Annotated in this window: 14 protein-coding genes; 10 read left to right on the forward strand and 4 right to left on the reverse strand. The window is 70.7% G+C overall.

The window, feature by feature from the left end:
- Window positions 1-39 precede the first annotated feature (39 nt).
- Both J5V96_RS15095 and J5V96_RS15100 read left to right on the forward strand, forming a co-directional pair.
- On the forward strand, window positions 40-2121 hold the full coding sequence (locus tag J5V96_RS15095; RefSeq protein WP_208504893.1) for a SpoIIE family protein phosphatase: 2082 nt from the start codon (window positions 40-42) through the stop codon (window positions 2119-2121).
- Between the two features lie 75 nt (window positions 2122-2196).
- Entirely contained in the window at window positions 2197-2694 is a 498-nt protein-coding gene (locus J5V96_RS15100; protein ID WP_208504895.1) for a pyridoxamine 5'-phosphate oxidase family protein, read from the forward strand.
- A 165-nt stretch (window positions 2695-2859) separates the two neighbouring features.
- Here J5V96_RS15100 and bcp read toward each other — a convergent pair whose 3' ends face one another.
- The 3 genes from bcp to aroA are packed head-to-tail and all read right to left on the reverse strand — an operon-like array spanning window position 2860 to window position 5766.
- A complete protein-coding gene (bcp, locus tag J5V96_RS15105; protein WP_208504897.1) occupies window positions 2860-3330 on the reverse strand; it encodes a thioredoxin-dependent thiol peroxidase in 471 nt (156 codons plus the stop codon).
- A gap of 26 nt (window positions 3331-3356) precedes the next feature.
- Window positions 3357-4409: a ribosome small subunit-dependent GTPase A gene (gene rsgA / locus J5V96_RS15110; protein WP_208504899.1), complete on the reverse strand. Its 1053-nt coding sequence runs from the start codon at window positions 4407-4409 to the stop codon at window positions 3357-3359.
- 22 nt (window positions 4410-4431) lie between these two features.
- Window positions 4432-5766 (reverse strand): 3-phosphoshikimate 1-carboxyvinyltransferase, encoded by a 1335-nt coding sequence (gene aroA, locus J5V96_RS15115; RefSeq protein ID WP_208504901.1) that lies wholly within the window; start codon window positions 5764-5766, stop codon window positions 4432-4434.
- A gap of 111 nt (window positions 5767-5877) precedes the next feature.
- Between aroA and J5V96_RS15120 the strand changes: the two genes are divergently transcribed.
- The 8 genes from J5V96_RS15120 (at window position 5878) to J5V96_RS15155 (ending at window position 13008) form a co-directional block, all read left to right on the forward strand.
- Window positions 5878-6564: a sigma-70 family RNA polymerase sigma factor gene (locus J5V96_RS15120; RefSeq protein WP_236014924.1), complete on the forward strand. Its 687-nt coding sequence runs from the start codon at window positions 5878-5880 to the stop codon at window positions 6562-6564.
- The gene (locus J5V96_RS15125; RefSeq protein ID WP_208504903.1) at window positions 6564-6809 is read left to right on the forward strand and encodes a zf-HC2 domain-containing protein; all 246 of its coding nucleotides are present in this window, start codon (window positions 6564-6566) and stop codon (window positions 6807-6809) included. The genes J5V96_RS15120 and J5V96_RS15125 overlap by 1 nt, the downstream gene beginning before the upstream one ends.
- 78 nt (window positions 6810-6887) lie before the next feature.
- A complete protein-coding gene (locus J5V96_RS15130; protein ID WP_208504905.1) occupies window positions 6888-8183 on the forward strand; it encodes a GNAT family N-acetyltransferase in 1296 nt (431 codons plus the stop codon).
- Between the two features lie 194 nt (window positions 8184-8377).
- A complete protein-coding gene (locus J5V96_RS15135) occupies window positions 8378-9505 on the forward strand; it encodes an ABC transporter substrate-binding protein (RefSeq protein WP_208504907.1) in 1128 nt (375 codons plus the stop codon).
- Complete coding sequence (locus J5V96_RS15140) at window positions 9502-10446, forward strand: ABC transporter permease (RefSeq protein ID WP_372439951.1); 945 nt, start codon at window positions 9502-9504, stop codon at window positions 10444-10446. The genes J5V96_RS15135 and J5V96_RS15140 overlap by 4 nt, the downstream gene beginning before the upstream one ends.
- Entirely contained in the window at window positions 10443-11270 is an 828-nt protein-coding gene (locus J5V96_RS15145) for an ABC transporter permease (RefSeq protein WP_208504909.1), read from the forward strand. Before J5V96_RS15140 ends, J5V96_RS15145 begins: the two co-directional genes overlap by 4 nt.
- Entirely contained in the window at window positions 11267-12361 is a 1095-nt protein-coding gene (locus J5V96_RS15150; protein WP_208504911.1) for an ABC transporter ATP-binding protein, read from the forward strand. Before J5V96_RS15145 ends, J5V96_RS15150 begins: the two co-directional genes overlap by 4 nt.
- A gap of 35 nt (window positions 12362-12396) precedes the next feature.
- The gene (locus J5V96_RS15155) at window positions 12397-13008 is read left to right on the forward strand and encodes a rhomboid family intramembrane serine protease (protein WP_208504920.1); all 612 of its coding nucleotides are present in this window, start codon (window positions 12397-12399) and stop codon (window positions 13006-13008) included.
- 55 nt (window positions 13009-13063) lie between these two features.
- Here the strand turns inward: J5V96_RS15155 and J5V96_RS15160 are convergent, their stop codons facing one another.
- Window positions 13064-16762 (reverse strand): multifunctional oxoglutarate decarboxylase/oxoglutarate dehydrogenase thiamine pyrophosphate-binding subunit/dihydrolipoyllysine-residue succinyltransferase subunit, encoded by a 3699-nt coding sequence (locus J5V96_RS15160; protein ID WP_208504923.1) that lies wholly within the window; start codon window positions 16760-16762, stop codon window positions 13064-13066.
- Window positions 16763-16810 lie beyond the last annotated feature (48 nt).

The raw sequence follows: 16810 nt of genomic DNA on the forward strand, positions 1-16810 counted from the left end.
GCTCGGGGGCTGACGGCTGACGCCGAGGGAGGAGCCGGGATGACGGCAAACGAGGCGGCGAGCAGCCGTGCGGAGGTGCGATCCCGCACCGTGACTCGAGACGTGCTCACCGTGGCAGGGTTCGCCGTGGCGTATCTTGCGACCTCGTTCCTCAGCCGGCTGGCGCTCGTCCCGGGATCGACCATCAGCATGGTCTGGCCCGGGGCAGGAGTGGCGGCGATGTGGGTGCTCGTGCGAGCGGCGGCGCCCGGGCGGTGGGTGACCTACGCGCTGATCATCGTCCTGACGATGCTCGTCGTCGCGCTCTCGGGCGGATCGCCCGTCGGAACGGTCGCGAGCGGCATCGCCAACGCGGTGCAGGCCGCGGTCTTCGCGGGTGTGATGAGGCTCGCCTGCCCCACCATCTGGTTCTCGCGGGGCACGCGTCCACTCGAACGCCCGCACCTGTGGTGGTTCGCGCTCGCCGCGGTCGCCGCGCCCCTGGTGTCGTCGCCGCTGGTTCAGATCGACTCGCTGACGAGCGGGGGAGGCTGGCGCTGGGACCTCATGGCCATGTGGATCGCCCGCAACACCGGCAGCATCATGGTGCTCGTTCCCGCGGGGCTCGTGCTCGGGGGCTTCCTCGCACGCCGCCGGGCGGGCACCGCGCGACGGCGGTTCGCCGAGATCGGGTGGGCGGTGCGCTCGAGCCCGGGCGAGTGGATCTTCGTGCTGCTGCTCTCACCGCTCCTGCACGTGCTCTGGTTCTTGACGGCCGGCGACTTGGCGGTCGTCTTCCCCCTGGTCGCGCTGTCCGTATGGGCGGGTACGCGCCTGCCCACGGGTCTCGCCTCGCTCCACGCCGGCGTGGTCGCGTGCGTGGTGCTCGGCATCACGGCCTGGGGCCTCGGTCCGTTCCAGTACACCGGATCGGCCGTGATCGAGGTGACGATCGCCCAGCTCTACACGATCCTCATGTGCCTCATCGGATTGGCCCTCGCTCTCGATCGTGACGCGCGCGCCTCCCTCTCCACGGAGCTGCGCGCGGCGCGGGATGAGGCGCGGGCCGAGGCGCAGCGGCTGGAGACGATCATCGAGAGCGTGCAGCACGGCATCCGCGTCGTCGATCGCACGGGCGGACTGCTGGTGCGCAACACCGCGGCGAGCCGCCTGCTGTTGGGCCTGGACGGGACGGATGTGCCCGGGGTGCGGGAGACCGTTCCCGGCGCGGAGACCCGAGTGAGGTTCCGCACGCTCGACGGCGAGCCGGTGCCGCCCGAGAAGCTGCCCTACCGTCGTGCGCTCGCCGGGGAGGAGATCCGCGATCTCGACCTGCTCGTGCGCCCCGTAGGCCGCGGGGAGCGGATCGTGTCGTTCACCACCAGCCGGCTTCCCGACACCGCCGGCGCGGGCGTCGTCACGGTGATGCGCGATGTCACGGCCGAGCGGGAGGAGCTGCGCCGGGCCGCTCGCGTGCAGGCGGGCCTTCTTCCGCGGGTGGTTCCGGATCTGCCGGGCTGGGACCTCGCGGCCCGCTTCCGTCCCGCCGGAACGGTCGGCGGCGACTTCTACGACTGGGAGGGGCTGCCCGGCGGGGTCGTGCTCACGCTGGCCGACGTCATGGGCAAGGGGGCGGGCGCCGCGATCCTCGCGGCGACGACCCGATCGCTGCTGCGCGCGCACGGCGGCGACACGGACGTCGCGGCCACGTTGGCGGCGACGGACCGCAGCATGGCCACCGATCTCGAGAACGCCGGAGCGTTCGTGACGTGCTTCCGCTCCTGGGTGGATGCCGCCACCGGCGAGGTCTCCTACTCGGATGCCGGGCACGGCCTCGCGGCGATCCTCTCGCCGACCTGCGCCGCCCGACGCCTCGTGGCCAATGGCCTGCCGCTCGGGATCTCACCGGATGAGCCGCGCCTGACGGGCACGGACCGGATCGCCCCGGGCGAGATGCTGCTGATCTTCAGCGACGGCGTGCTCGACGCCTTCGACGGCGAGCTCGAGCGCGCCTGGCAGGACCTCCCCTGGGACCTGCGCGCCGGCGACGCGGTCGACGCGATCATGGAGGCCGCGTCGCGCGGCGTCGTCGACGACGACCTCACCATCGTCGCGCTGCGTCGTCATCAGAGCCCGGACTGAGCGGCTGTCAACCACCTGTCCGCGTCCGCACGTGCTCTCGTAGCCTGGCTCGACGACACGACCCGAGGAGGACGTATGGAGACGTTGCCGCACGCGAACGACGAGGACATGACCCGGATCCGCCGGATCGTGAAGGACGCGAAAGTGGGCGTGCTCACGACCGTCAGCCCCGATGGCGATCTGCACAGCAGGCCGCTCGCGGCGCAGGACGTGGAGTTCGACGGGGACCTGTGGTTCTTCGTGCGAGACGACAGCCCGAAGGTGCGCGACATCGCAGCGCACCCGCAGGTGAACGTCGCGTTCGAGGGCGGAGGCGGCTGGCTCTCGATCGCGGGCGCCGCCGAGCTCGTGCATGACCGTGAGCGGGTCGACCAGCTCTGGTCGCCCGCGGTGGAGGCCTGGTTCCCAGACGGCCGTGACGATCCGGCTCTGGCGCTGCTGCGCGTCGAGGCCGAATCCGCCGAGTACTGGGCGACAGATGCGCCGGGGATCGTCTCGGCATTCAAGATCGTCAAGGCGATGGTCACCCACAGCGAACCGGACGTGGGCGACAACCGCACCGTCGAGCTCTGACGGAGCTTCAGACGAGAGGGGGGGGGGGGGGGGGGGGGGGCGCCCCCCCCCCCCCCCCCCCCGGGGCGGGCCCGGGCACCGCGCCCCCCGCCGTGTTGTCTGTGGGGGTTGCTTCGGCGGGGGGGGGGCGGCGCCCCGGCCCCCCCCCCCCTCTTCATGGCCGCGTCAGTCGATGCCGAGCTCGCGGCGCAGCCGGGCGACGTGCCCCGTGGCCTTGACGTTGTACAGCGCCTTGTCGATCGCGCCCTGCTCGTCGATCACGAAGGTCGAGCGGATCACGCCCTCGACGACCTTGCCGTAGTTCATCTTCTCGCCCCACGCGCCGTAGGCGCGGTGAACCGACGCGTCGGGGTCGCTGAGCAGCTCGAAGGGGAGGCCGTCGCGCTCCCGGAACGCGGCGAGCTTGGACGGCTCGTCGCGCGAGACGCCGAGCACCGTGTAGCCCGCGCCGGCCAGCGACGCGATGCTGTCGCGGAAGTCGCACGCCTGCGTCGTGCATCCCGGCGTCATCGCAGCGGGGTAGAAGTAGAGCACCACCTTGCGGCCGCGCAGGTCGGCCAGCGAGACGGGCGTGCCATCCTGATCCTGCAGCGTGAAATCGGGGGCGGCGGTACCGGGGTCGAGGCGCGTGGTCATCGTCCCAGCCTAGGCGGCGGCGCGGATCAGTAGTCGGTGCGGTCCTTGAACGTCGCGAGCAGGCGCTGCAGGGAGTCGACCCGTGCGGCCGGGAGCTCGCCCGCGGCGACGGCCTCGTTGAGTGCGCAGTCGGGGGCGTCCTCGAGGTGGGTGCATCCGCGGGGGCACTTCTCCGCGACCGGTTCGAGGTCGTGGTACGCCTTCAGGATGTTCGCCGGATCAACATGGCCGAGACCGAACGATCGCACGCCCGGGGTGTCGATGACCCAGCCGTGCCCGCTGTCGGGCGACTCGTAGCGGTAGGAGACGGTCGAGGACGAGGTGTGACGGCCGCGCCCGGTGACCTCGTTGACGTGGCCGGTCGCGCGCTGAGCGGACGGCACCAGGCTGTTCACGAGCGTCGACTTGCCCACCCCCGAATGCCCCACGAAGACGGTGGACTGGCCGACGAGCGCCTCTCCGATCGCGGCGGACGGCGCCTCGCCCTTGCGGCTGGTGAAGATGCGCAGGTCGTCGAGGCCCTCGAAGTGGGCCAGGAACTCGGTCGGATCAGCGAGGTCGGTCTTGGTGATGACCATCAGCGGCCGGATTCCGGCATCGAGCGCGGCGATCAGATAGCGATCGACGAGACGCGGGCGCGGCTCCGGATCGGCCGCCGCGACCACCAGCAGCATCTGCGTCGCGTTGGCGACGATGACCCGCTCCACCTGATCGGTGTCGTCCGCGCTGCGGCGCAGCAGCGACGTGCGGGGCTCGATGCCGATGATGCGTGTGAGCGTGCCCTCGTCGCCGGACGTGTCGCCCACCACGCGCGCGCGGTCGCCCGTGACGATCGGCGTCTTGCGCAGCTCGCGGGCGCGCACGCCCGTCAGCTCGCGCTCGTCGGAGGTGTCCTCCCCGGCCAGCAGCGAGTAGCGGCCGCGGTCGACCCCGAGCACGCGCGCGATCGTGGCGTCATCGTGCGCGGGACGCCGCTTGGTGCGCGGGCGGTTCGCCTTGGGGTTCGGGCGCACCCGCACGGCGCTCTCGTCGAAGGCGAGGTCGTCGTCGTCCTCGTCGTCGTCCGAGAGCCAGCTCACGAGCGCACCGCCGTCATCCGGATCACCGGCCCAGCATCTGATCCCACAGCTGCGTGAACTGGGGGAGGGTCTTCGCGGTGGTGCCGATGTCGTCGATGACGACGCCCGGCACGCGCAGGCCGATGAGGGCGCCCGTGGTCGCCATGCGGTGATCGTGATACGCGCCCCACACCCCGCCGGTGAGCGCCTTGCCGGTGACCGCCGGCGGGATGATCCGGATGCCGTCGGGCAGCTCGGTGGCCTCGCCGCCGATCGCCTTGACGTTCTCGGCGAGCGCGGCGATGCGGTCGGTCTCATGGCCGCGGATGTGCGCGATGCCGTGGAATGTCGTCGGGGAATCCGCGAAGACCGCGAGACCCACCAGCGTCGGGGTCAGCTCACTGACGGCGGACAGATCGAGGTCGAGGCCGTGGATGCCGCGCCCGGCCGCCACCGTCAGCGCGCCGCCGCGGCGGCTCACGCGGCCGCCCATCAGCTGCAGGATGTCGGCGAGCTGAGCGCCCGGCTGGGTCGAGTGCGGGGGCCATCCGGCGATGGTCACCGAACCGCCCGTCACCATCGCGGCGGCGAGGAACGGCGCCGCATTGGAGAGGTCGGGCTCGATCGCGATGTCCTTGGCGCGCAGCGGGCTGGCCGGCACGATCCACTCGCCCGCGGCAGGGCGCTCGACGTGCACACCGCGCCGCGCCAGCGCCTCGACCGTCATGTCGATGTGCGGGATGCTCGGCAGGCGGTCTCCCGTGTGGCGCAGGTGCAGCCCCACATCGAACCGCGGCGCGGCCAGCAGGAGGCCCGAGACGAACTGGCTCGAGGCGGAGGCATCGATCGCGATCTCGCCGCCGCGGATGCGTCCGTGGCCCTTGACCGTGAACGGCAGCGACCAGTGCCCGCCGTCGTCGATGTCGACGCCGAGATCGCGCATCGCGCGGATCATCTCGGCCATCGGGCGGTGCAGCGCGCTCTCGTGCGCCGTGACGAGCACGTCTCCCTGCGCGAGGCCCGCGAGCGGCGCCAGGAAGCGCATCACGGTGCCGGCCTGACCGCAGTCCACCGTCGCGCCGCCGGTGAACGGCGTCGCCGGGTGCACCAGCAGGTCGGGACCGAACGGGCTCTCGCCCTCGACCTCCTCGACCACCACGCCGAGCGCCTTCAGGCCCTCGACCATACGACGCGAGTCATCGGACTGGAGGGGGGAGATCAGCCGGCTCGGCGCCTCGGCCAGGGCCGCGAGGATCAGCTCGCGGTTCGTGAGCGACTTGGATCCGGGGATCGTCAGCGCCGCATCGACAGGGCCGTCCGCGACAGGCGCGGCGTACTCGCCCTGGGGGGCAACGGGGGAATACACACGCGGAGTCATCGGTTCCACCCTAGTGAAAGCGAGGACGGGATGACCGCGACGATTCTGGCCCCTGTACGGCCGCCGGGCACCGGGGTGGGCGCACAGGCGTCCGTTCTAGACTGGCGCGTGATGGATGACGAGCTGGATCTGGCGGACACCGACGATCTGTTCACCGACGGAGAGCCGGACACCGGCGCGATCGCCGTTGGGGCGGATGGTGCTGGGCGCGCTCAGCCGGTCGCCGACGCGCGGGACCAGTTCGAGGCGCAGGCGCTGCCCTTTATGGACCAGCTCTATGGCGCCGCCATGCGCATGACGCGCAACCCCAGCGATGCCGCCGACCTCGTCCAGGAGACGTTCGTCAAGGCCTTCGCCTCGTGGGCGTCGTTCACGCAGGGCACGAACCTCAAGGCGTGGCTGTACCGCATCCTCACCAACACCTACATCAACACGTATCGCAAGAAGCAGCGCGAGCCGTATCAGGGCACGATCGACGACCTCGAGGACTGGCAGCTCGGCGGTGCCGAGTCGACCACCGCGACGAGCAGCCGCTCGGCCGAGGCCGAGGCGATCGACCACATGCCCGCGTCGGTCGTCAAGGATGCGCTGCAGTCGATCCCGGACGATTTCCGGATGGCCGTCTACCTCGCCGACGTCGAGGGATTCGCCTATCAGGAGATCGCCGACATCATGAAGACGCCGATCGGCACGGTCATGAGCCGCCTCCACCGAGGCCGCCGACTGCTGCGCGATCTGCTCAAGGACTACGCCGCCGAGCGAGGCATCGGCGGCGCCACCAGGGACGGAAAGAACTGATGGGCAAGGACTGCGGCTGCGACAAGGCTCGCGAGGATCTCGAGGAATACCTCCGCAACGAGATCTGCCAGACGGAGCACTCCGACATCAAGGCGCACCTCGACTCGTGCGAGTCGTGCCGCGACGAGGCGCTGGTCTCGCGCACGCTGACCGACGTGGTCGCGCGCGCCTGCAAGGAGACCGCGCCCGAGGAGCTCAAGAACCTCGTGCTGGAGCGCATCCGCTCCGCGCAGTCGACCCACTGACCGCGGCCCCTGCCCGATCGGCGGGTGCCGGCGCAAGGGCCTGCCGCGCTGTCGGACGTCGTCGGTAGGGTCGGTCGCATGGCAGAGCTCCCCGACGCCCGCACCCTTCCCCTCGACGAGACCACCCGTGCCGCCCTGGCCGAGCGCGGACTCGAGTACCGGCTGATCGAGAACGATCGCGCCGCCGTGATGGAAGAGTGGTCGCACGCGGTGCACCGCGGCTTCGCTGGCGGGGCGCTCTCCGCGGCCGACGTCGCCGAGTGGCGGGAGCCGATGGCCTGGCGGCGCGTCACCGGCGTCTACGACACCTCTGCCCCGCAGGCCGATCGCCCGATCGCGACCGCGAGCTCGTGGGTCGCCCCCATGACCGTTCCCGGCGGCACGATGCCGTCGTGGTGCGTGAGCACCATCACCGTCGCCGGCACGCATCGCCGTCGCGGCGTCGCCCGAGCGCTGCTCGAGGCCGAACTCCGCGATGCGCATGCGGCCGGCGCCCCTGCGGCCGGCCTCACCGCGAGCGAGGCCACGATCTACGGCCGCTACGGCTTCGCCCCCGCCACGCAGATCGCGACGTGGAGAGTCGACACCCGCCGCGTGCGGTGGACAGGTCCCGATGCGCCGGGTCGCGTGCAGTACCTCGATCGCGAGGATGCGGCCGTGCTGATGGGCGAGCTGCACGAGCGAACGCTGGGCGACCGCGTCGGTGAGATCCCCGGCTGGCCGCGCCGCTGGCGCGGGCGCCTGTCGCTCGCCGAAGAGAAGAACGACGCCGTGCGGGCCGTGCGCTATGTCGATGCCGACGGCGTCGCTCGCGGGGTGATGGCCTATCGGATCGATGGCGATCCCGAGATCGACGGGGCGGGCATCCTGACGATCCGCTACCTGATCGCCGATGACGAGACCGCGCTCGCCGCGCTGTGGCGCTTCGCGCTCGAGCACGACCTGGTCTCCGAGGTGGTCGCCCCCATGCGTCGCGTGGACGAGGCGCTGCCGTGGCTTGTCGACGACTCTCGCGCGGTCGTGCCGAAGATCAAGGATCACGGCTGGCTGCGGATCCTCGACGTCCCGGCCGTCCTCGCCGCCCGCCGCTACGCGGCCGATGCGTCCGCGGTGATCCGGGTGACGGATCGGCTGGGGTACGCCGACGGCACGTGGCGGGTCGAGATCGCAGACGGACGGGCCGAGGTGACCGCGTCCGACGAGAAGGCCGATATCGAGCTCGGGGTGGTCGAGCTGTCGGCCGCCTATCTCGGCGGCTTCTCGCTCTCGGTGCTGGCGGCCGCCGCGCGAGTGCAGGGCCACCCCGATGCCGTCGCAGCACTGGATCTCGCCCTGCGCACGCCGCGGGCGCCGTACCTCAGCATCGTGTACTGATCCGGGAGTGGGGCTGAGGGATATCGGGATGAGGGACACCCGCCGGTAACCCCGGACGGGTGCGTCGTTCATCGACGCGCGGGTGGGGCGTTCACACGGGATGCGTAGCGTCGGCACGTCTCACTCGAGACGACGCTTCACCCGGGCGTCCCCGCCCCGTCAGGGGCATCCACCCTTCCCGGAGGACCACTCACATGATCCGTCGTTCCCTGCTCGCCGGCATCGGCCTCGCCGCTGCCTCCGCGATCGCGCTCACCGGCTGCGCCGCCCAGACCCCTGCCTCCGCCGAGGGAGCCGAAGCCGTCGACGCCCAGACGGCGACCAGCCTCGACGCCTTCGGCTCGTTCGAGGCGCTGGAGGAGGCCGCGAAGGCCGAAGGCGCGCTCAACGTCATCGCGCTGCCGCGCGACTGGGCCAACTACGGCGAGATCCTCGATCTGTTCGCGTCGACCTACCCCGAGATCACGATCAACGAGCAGTCTCCCGACGTATCGAGCGCCGACGAGATCACCGCCGCCGAGACCAACAAGGGTCTCGACACGGCGCCCGATGTGTTCGACCTCGGCCTCACGGTCGCCCTGCAGAACACCGACGTCTTCGCGCCGTACAAGGTGCAGACGTGGGACGAGATCCCCGACGCCCTCAAGGAGCCTTCGGGCCTGTTCGTGGGCGACTACGGCGGATACATGTCGGTCGGCTACGACTCGTCGAAGTTTGACGCCCCCGAGTCGCTCGAGGATCTCCTCGGCGCCGAGTACAAGAGCGCCGTCGCCGTCAACGGCGACCCGACGCAGGCGGGTGCGGCCTTCGCCGCGGTCGGCCTCGCGTCGCTGCAGAGCGGCGGCACGCTGGATGACTTCCAGCCCGGAATCGACTTCTTCGCCGACCTGCAGAAGGCGGGCAACTTCCTCAAGGTGGACGTCACCACGGCGACCGTCGCGTCGGGCGAGACCCCCGTCGTCTTCGACTGGGACTACCTGAACGCCACCCACACGGCGGACAACCCCGACTGGAAGGTCGTCGTCTTCGGAGACAAGGGCTACGCCGGCTACTACAACCAGGCCATCAACAAGGACGCCCCGCACCCCGCGGCCGCGCGCCTCTGGCAGGAGTTCCTGTACAGCGACGACGTCCAGAACCTCTGGCTGAAGGGCGGCGCCCGCCCGGCGCGTATGGACGCCATGACGGAGGCGGGCACGATCGACGCCGACCTCGCAGCCGCCCTGCCGGCGACGCCGGACGAGACGCTCGTCCCCACCGAGGAGCAGTCCACCGCCGCCGGCGAGCTGCTCGGCGAGAAGTGGGCCGCGGCGGTCCAGTGACCATCGCCACCCTTCCGGCCGCGGATCCCTCGCCGGGATCCGCGGCCGCGCCGGACCCGGCTGCGACGGATCCGGCGATCCGGCCGCACCGCGGCGGCTACGTCCTCGCCTGGCTCGGGCTCGTCCCGTTCGCGGCGTACATCGTGCTGTTCCTGGTGCTGCCGACCATCCTGGCCCTCGGATCCGGCCTGTTCGACGGCGACGGGAACCTCACCTTCGACAACCTCGCGGCCCTCGTCGATCCGGTGATCGTGAAGGTCTTCGGCGACACGGTATGGCTGTCGTCCGCGACCGCGGTGATCGGCGCGGTGGTCGGCGCGCTGGTCTGCTGGGCGCTGCTCGGGCTCGCCGAGACCACGCTGGTGCGGCGAACCGTCGACGCGGCGGCGAGCGTGCTCGCGCAGTTCGGCGGCGTGATGCTGGCCTTCGCCTTCATCGCCACGATCGGCACGCAGGGTGTGCTGACGCTCGCCCTGAGGGACGCGTTCGGCCTCGAGCTGTATGCGAACGGTCCCTGGATCTACGAGCTGGCGGGCCTGTTCGCGCCCTACATCTACTTCCAGGTGCCGCTGATGGTCATCACGTTTATGCCCGCGCTCGCGGCGCTGAAGCCGCAGTGGGCGGAGGCGAACCTCACCCTCGGCGGCACGCGCGGCGGCTTCTGGGCGCACATCGGTCTGCCCGTGCTCGCGCCCGCGTTCCTCGCGAGCCTGCTCCTGCTGTTCGCCAACGCCTTCTCCTCCTATGCGACGGCCGCAGCCCTCGCCAGCCAGGGCGCCCCGATCATCCCGCTGCAGATCCGGGCGGCGCTCACGAGCGAGACCGTGCTGGGGCGCGAGAACCTCGCGGGCGCGCTCGCGTTCGGGATGATCATCATCGTCGCGCTCGCCATGTGGGGATACAGCGCCGTGCAGCGCCGCGCCGCGAGGTGGCAGCGATGAGCGGCGCGAGCATGGCCCCGGGGCGCATCGTGCGCGGGGTGATCGGCGTCGTCGTCGGAGGCGTGTTCCTCGTGCCGCTGCTCGGCACCTTCCTCTACACCCTGCGCGACCCCGCGGGTGGCGGGCCGACGGCTGCGCACTGGCTCAGCCTGTTCGACCCGGCGAAGGCCGCGACGCTCAAGCCGATCTGGCTGGGACTCGGCAACTCGCTGATCCTGGCCCTCGTCACCGTCGCGATCGTGCTGATCCTGGTGACCCCCACGATCATCCTGGTGAACCTGCGCTTCCCGCACCTGCGCCGGGCGTTCGAGTTCGTCGCCCTGCTGCCGATCTCGATTCCCGCGATCGTCCTGGTGGTGGGCCTGGCCCCGATCTACCTGCAGATCGGACGCACCCTCGGCACGGGGCCCTGGACCCTCGCGTTCGCGTACGGCATCACCGTGCTGCCCTTCGCATACCGCGCGATCCAGGCATCGCTCGACGCCATCGACCTCCGCACGCTCACCGAGGCGGCTCGCTCGCTCGGATCCGGGTGGTTCGACGTGGTGATCCGCGTGCTCGTGCCCAACCTGCGCCAGGGCCTGATGGCGGCGTCGCTCATCTCGGTCGCCGTGGTGCTCGGCGAATTCACCATCGCCTCGCTGCTGAACAAGCAGGTGCTGCAGACCGGCATGGTCATCGTGCAGAAGCAGGACGCGTTCGCCCCCGCGATCTTCACCCTGCTCTCGCTGGCGTTTGTGTTCGTGCTGCTGCTGGTGATCGGATCCGTCTCCCGACCCGATCGCGCGCCCCGGAAGACCCGCACCCGAAAGGCCCTCACATGACCACGCTCGATGACGCCCCGCGCGGCCTTCCCCGCACGCGCGACAACGCGCTTCTCGCGGAGGCCGGAACCGGCACCCGCGTGGAGTTCCGCCACGTCGTCAAGGACTTCGGCGCAACCCGTGTGCTGCACGGGATCGACCTGGACATCCAGCCGGGCGAGTTCGTCTCGCTGCTCGGCCCCTCGGGATGCGGCAAGACGACCGCGTTGCGTGTGCTCGCGGGACTCGAGCAGGCAAGCGGCGGATCCGTCCTGCTCGGCGGGCAGGATGTCTCCGGCATCCCGACGAACAAGCGGGACATCGGCATGGTCTTCCAGGCGTACTCCCTCTTCCCGCACCTGCGGGTCGTCGACAACACCGCGTTCGGTCTGCGGCGCCGCGGCGTCGGGCGAGCGGCGGCGACCAAGCGGGCGGGCGACGCCCTCGATCTCGTGGGACTCGGGCACCTCGCCGACCGTTTCCCGCACCAGCTCTCGGGCGGGCAGCAGCAGCGCGTCGCGCTGGCCCGCGCCCTCGTGACCGAGCCCCGGGTGCTGCTGCTGGACGAGCCGCTCTCCGCCCTCGATGCGAAGGTGCGCGTGCAGCTGCGCGACGAGATCCGGCGCATCCAGCTGCGACTCGGAACCACCACCGTGTTCGTCACGCATGACCAGGAGGAGGCCCTCGCAGTGTCCGACCGGATCGCCGTGATGAACGCAGGCCGGATCGAGCAGATCGGATCGCCCGAGCAGCTGTACCTGGAGCCCGCCACCCCGGCGGTGGCCGCGTTCGTCGGCCTGTCGTCCGTGGTGCCGGCGTCCGTGGCGGGGTCGATCGCCACGGTGCTCGGCATCGAGCTGCCCGTCGTCGGCGAGGCGCCCCAGGGCGAGGGCGAGGCCTTCATCCGCCCGGAGAACGTGCGTCTGGGCGGTCCGATCGAGGCGGTCGTGCAGGAGTCGACGTTCCTCGGATCGCTGCGCCGCACGCTGGTGCGCACCGCGACGGGGGCCCAGCTCTGGCTCCAGCACTCGGCCTCCGAGCGCCTCGCGTTCGACGAGCGGGTGTCGGTGCGCATCGATCCCGTGCCCGTGGTGGTGCGGCCGCTCCGCTGAGGCGACGTCATAGGGGAGTGCGGCAGAATCCGGTCATGACCCTGCCTCCCGCGCCCGCTGCCCCTCGCGCCCGCTGGGCCATCCTTCCGGCGGCCGTCACGATCGGCGTGTACGTCATCGCGCTCTGGCTCATCGAGGGCGTCGACACGGTGATGGGCGGCGACCTCGACGGCTCGGGCATCCTGCCATGGCGGCTCGACGGCGCGTGGGGCATCCTCTGGGCGCCGCTGCTGCACGCCGGATGGGCGCACCTCGCCGCAAACACGCTGCCGGCGCTGGTGCTCGGCTTCCTCGCTCTCGCCGTGGACTACGGCAAGGGGCTCGGCGCCACCGCCATCATCTGGCTCGGCACGGGCATCACCGTGTGGGTGGTCGGCGGCGTCGGCACGAACCACCTCGGCGCGAGCGGGCTCGTCTTCGGATGGCTCACCTATGTGATCCTGCGGGGGCTCTTCAACCGCAGGATCATGCAGATCCTCATCGGCGTGGTGGTGGCCGTGCTGTACGGGGCGATTCTGTGGGGCGTGATGCCGGGCCAGCCGGGCGTCTCCTGGCAGAGCCACCTCGCGGGCGCCGTGTTCGGCGCGCTCGCCGCGGTCTGGCTGCGCGAGCGACGATCGGATCCGGCGCGGCCCGTGCGCCCGTGACATAGCGAAGCGGCCGGCCCCGTCGGGGACCGGCCGCTTCGCTGTCAGACCGGGATCAGGACAGCGCGCGCTTCATGAGGTCGGCGTGCTCGGTCGCGTGGATCTTCGACGATCCGGTGGCCGGCGAGGCCGACGCGGCGCGCGAGACGACCTTCACGGTACGGCCCTTGAGATGCTTCTGCAGCTCGAGGGCGATGAACGGCCAGGCGCCCTGGTTCTCGGGCTCGTCCTGCACCCACACCAGCTCGGCGTTCGGGTACGAGTCGAGCACCGCGTTCAGCTCCTCGACCGGCGCCGGGTAGTACTGCTCGAGGCGCACGAGGGCGATCGACTCGTTCGGGTTCTTGTCGAGCTCGCCGCGCAGATCCCAGTGGATCTTGCCCGCGTGCAGCAGCACCTTGGTGACCTTCGAGGCGTCGCCGCCGCGGTTGTCGTCGATCACCGGTTCGAAGCGTCCCGAGGTGAAGTCGGCGACGTCGCTGGTCGCGCCGCGAAGACGCAGCATGGCCTTCGGGGTGAACACGATGAGCGGCTTGCGCGGGCGGGCGTAGGCCTGACGACGCAGCAGGTGGAAGTACGACGCCGGGGTCGACGGGCGCGCCACGGTCATGTTGTCCTGCGCGCACAGCTGCAGGAAGCGCTCGATGCGGGCGGACGAGTGGTCGGGGCCCTGTCCCTCGTAGCCGTGGGGGAGCAGCATCACGACGCTCGACTGCTGACCCCACTTCTGGTCGGCCGCCGAGACGTACTCGTCGACGATCGACTGGGCGCCGTTGACGAAGTCGCCGAACTGGGCCTCCCAGAGCACCAGCGCGTTCTCGTTCTCGACCGAGTAGCCGTACTCGTAGCCGAGCGCGGCGTACTCCGACAGCAGCGAGTCGTAGATCCAGAAGCGGCCCTGGTTCTCGGACAGGTTGACGAGCGGCAGCCACTCCTGGCCGTTCACACGGTCGTGGAACGCCGCGTGACGCTGGGCGAAGGTGCCGCGGCGGGCATCCTGACCCGCAAGACGCACCGAGGTGCCCTCGAGCAGGAGCGAGCCGAAGGCGAGGAGCTCGCCGAAGGCCCAGTCGATCTGGCCCGAGCGGCTCATCTGCACGCGCTTGTCGAGCACCTGCTGCAGCTTGCTGTGCACCGTGAAGCCCTCGGGCTTGTTGGTGTGCGCGTCGCCGATCTGCGCGATGACCTCGGCGGGCACGCCGGTGGTCTCGGGCTCGCCGGCCGGCTGCTCGACCTGGACCGGACCGTTCGCGTCGACGACCGGGATGGATCCGGTCTCGGCGGCGTGCGTCTCGGCGAAGGCGATCTCGAGGCGATCCTGGAAGTCGCGCTTGGCCTGCTCGTACTCCTCCTCGGTGATGTCACCGCGGCCGACGAGGGCCTCGGTGTACAGGCGACGCGTGGAGCGCTTCGCCTCGATGAGGTCGGTCATCAGCGGCTGGGTCATCGAGGGGTCATCGCCCTCGTTGTGGCCGCGGCGGCGGTAGCAGACGAGGTCGATGACGATGTCGCGGTGGAAGCGCTCGCGGTATTCGAACGCGATCTCCGCCACGCGGGCCACGGCCTCGGGGTCGTCGCCGTTCACGTGCAGGATCGGGGCCTGGATCGTCTTCGCGACATCGCTCGCGTAGACCGAGCTGCGGCTGTCCTGCGGGAGGGTCGTGAAGCCGACCTGGTTGTTGACGATGACGTGCACCGTGCCGCCCGTGCGGTAGCCGCGCAGCTGCGACATCTGCAGCGTCTCGACGACGACGCCCTGGCCGGCGAAGGCCGCGTCGCCGTGGACGAGGATCGGCAGCCACGTGAACGAGCCGATCGCCTTGCGGTCCTGCTTGGCGCGGACGATGCCCTCGAGCACGCCGTCGACGGTCTCGAGGTGCGAGGGGTTGGCGGCCAGCAGCACGTCGAGCTTCGCGCCCTTGTCGGTGACGAAGGTGCCTTCGGTGCCGAGGTGGTACTTCACGTCGCCCGAGCCGCGGCGGTTGCCGGGGAGCAGGCCCTCGAACTCCTGGAACACCTGGCCGTAGGTCTTGCCGGCGATGTTGGTGAGCACGTTGAGGCGGCCGCGGTGCGCCATGCCGATCGCGGCGCCCTCGAGGCCCGCCTCGGCGGCGCCCTCGAGGATGCGATCGAGCAGCGGGATGAGCGACTCGCCGCCCTCCAGCGAGAAGCGCTTCTGGCCGACGTACTTCGTCTGCAGGAAGGTCTCGAACGCCTCGGCCTCGTTCAGCTTGCGCAGGATGCGGAGCTGGTCGTCGTGGTCGGGCTTCTGGTACTTCTTCTCGAGCTTGTCCTGGAACCACTCGCGCTGCTCGTGGTCCTGGATGTGCATGTACTCGATGCCGGTCGTGCGGCAGTACGAGTCGCGCAGCACGCCCAGGATGTCGCGGAGCTTCATCGTGCGCTTGCCGCCGAAGCCGCCCGTCACGAACTCGCGCTCGAGATCCCAGAACGACAGGCCGTGCGACTCGATCGCGAGGTCGTGGTGCAGACGCTGCACGTACTCGAGCGGGTCGATGTCGGCCGCCAGGTGGCCGCGCACGCGGTAGCTGTTGATGAGCTCGAGGACGCGCGCCGCCTTGTCGACGTTCTCGGCGAGGTCGTCGCGCACGTCGACGTTCCACTCGATGGGCGCGTACGGGATGCGAAGCGCCGCGAAGATGCCCTCGTAGAAGCCGCGCTGGCCGATCAGCAGCTCGTGCACCTTCTTGAGGAACTCGCCCGAACCCGCACCCTGGATGACGCGGTGGTCGTAGGTGCTGGTGAGCGTGATGGTCTTGCCGATCGCGAGCTCGTTCAGCGTGCGCTCGCTGGCGCCCTGGAACTCGGCCGGGTAGTCGAGGGCGCCGGCGCCGATGATGCAGCCCTGGCCCTTCATCAGGCGCGGGACCGAGTGCACGGTGCCGATGCCGCCCGGGTTGGTGAGCGAGACCGTGGTGCCGGCGAAGTCGGACGCGGTCAGCTTGTTGCCGCGGGCGCGCTTGACGAGATCCTCGTAGGCGACGAGGTACTCGGAGAAGGTGAGGGTGTCGGCGGCCTTGATGCTCGGCACCATCAGCGCGCGCGTGCCGTCGGGCTTGGGCAGGTCGATCGCGATGCCGAGGTTGACGTGCGCGGGCGCCACGACCGACGGCTTGCCGTCGATCTCGGCGTAGTACACGTTCTGGCTCGGGAACTCCTTGAGGGCCTGGATCAGCGCCCAGCCGATGAGGTGCGTGAAGGAGACCTTGCCGCCGCGGGTGCGGGCCATGTGGTTGTTGATGACGATGCGGTTGTCGATCATCAGCTTGGCCGGGATGGTGCGGACGCTGGTGGCCGTGGGAACCGAGATCGACTCGTCCATGTTCTTGGCGAGGGTCTTCGGCATCCCGCGGAGCACCGTGACGACATCCTCGTCGCGCTGCTCGGCCGGCTCGCCGCCGTTGCCGGGCTTGGACTTGGGGGCCTCTGCCGGGATGGGCGCGGTCTGCGCAGGCTTGGCGGTGGTGCGCGCGACGGGCTGCTGGCCGACCGTGGGGACGGGCGCGGTCACCGGGTGCGCGTCAGCGGCGGGGGCGGCGGCGGGCGCAGCTGCGGCGGGAGCCGCGGGCGCCTGTGCCGACTTGTTCGCGTGGAACGCCTCGAGCGTCGGCCACCATTCCTTGTCCACCGAGTTCCGGTCGACGAGGAACTGCTCGTAGAGCTCTTCGACGAGCCATTGATTGGCCCCGAACTCTGATTCGTTCGCTCCGGTGCCCGATTCCTGGCTCGACACGGCCGATCCGCCTTCTTTCGTCAATGAAATCCACACCGCTCTCGGGGT

Origin of the sequence: Microbacterium stercoris (genome assembly GCF_017592545.1) — a bacterium.
GTDB lineage: Bacteria > Actinomycetota > Actinomycetes > Actinomycetales > Microbacteriaceae > Microbacterium > Microbacterium stercoris.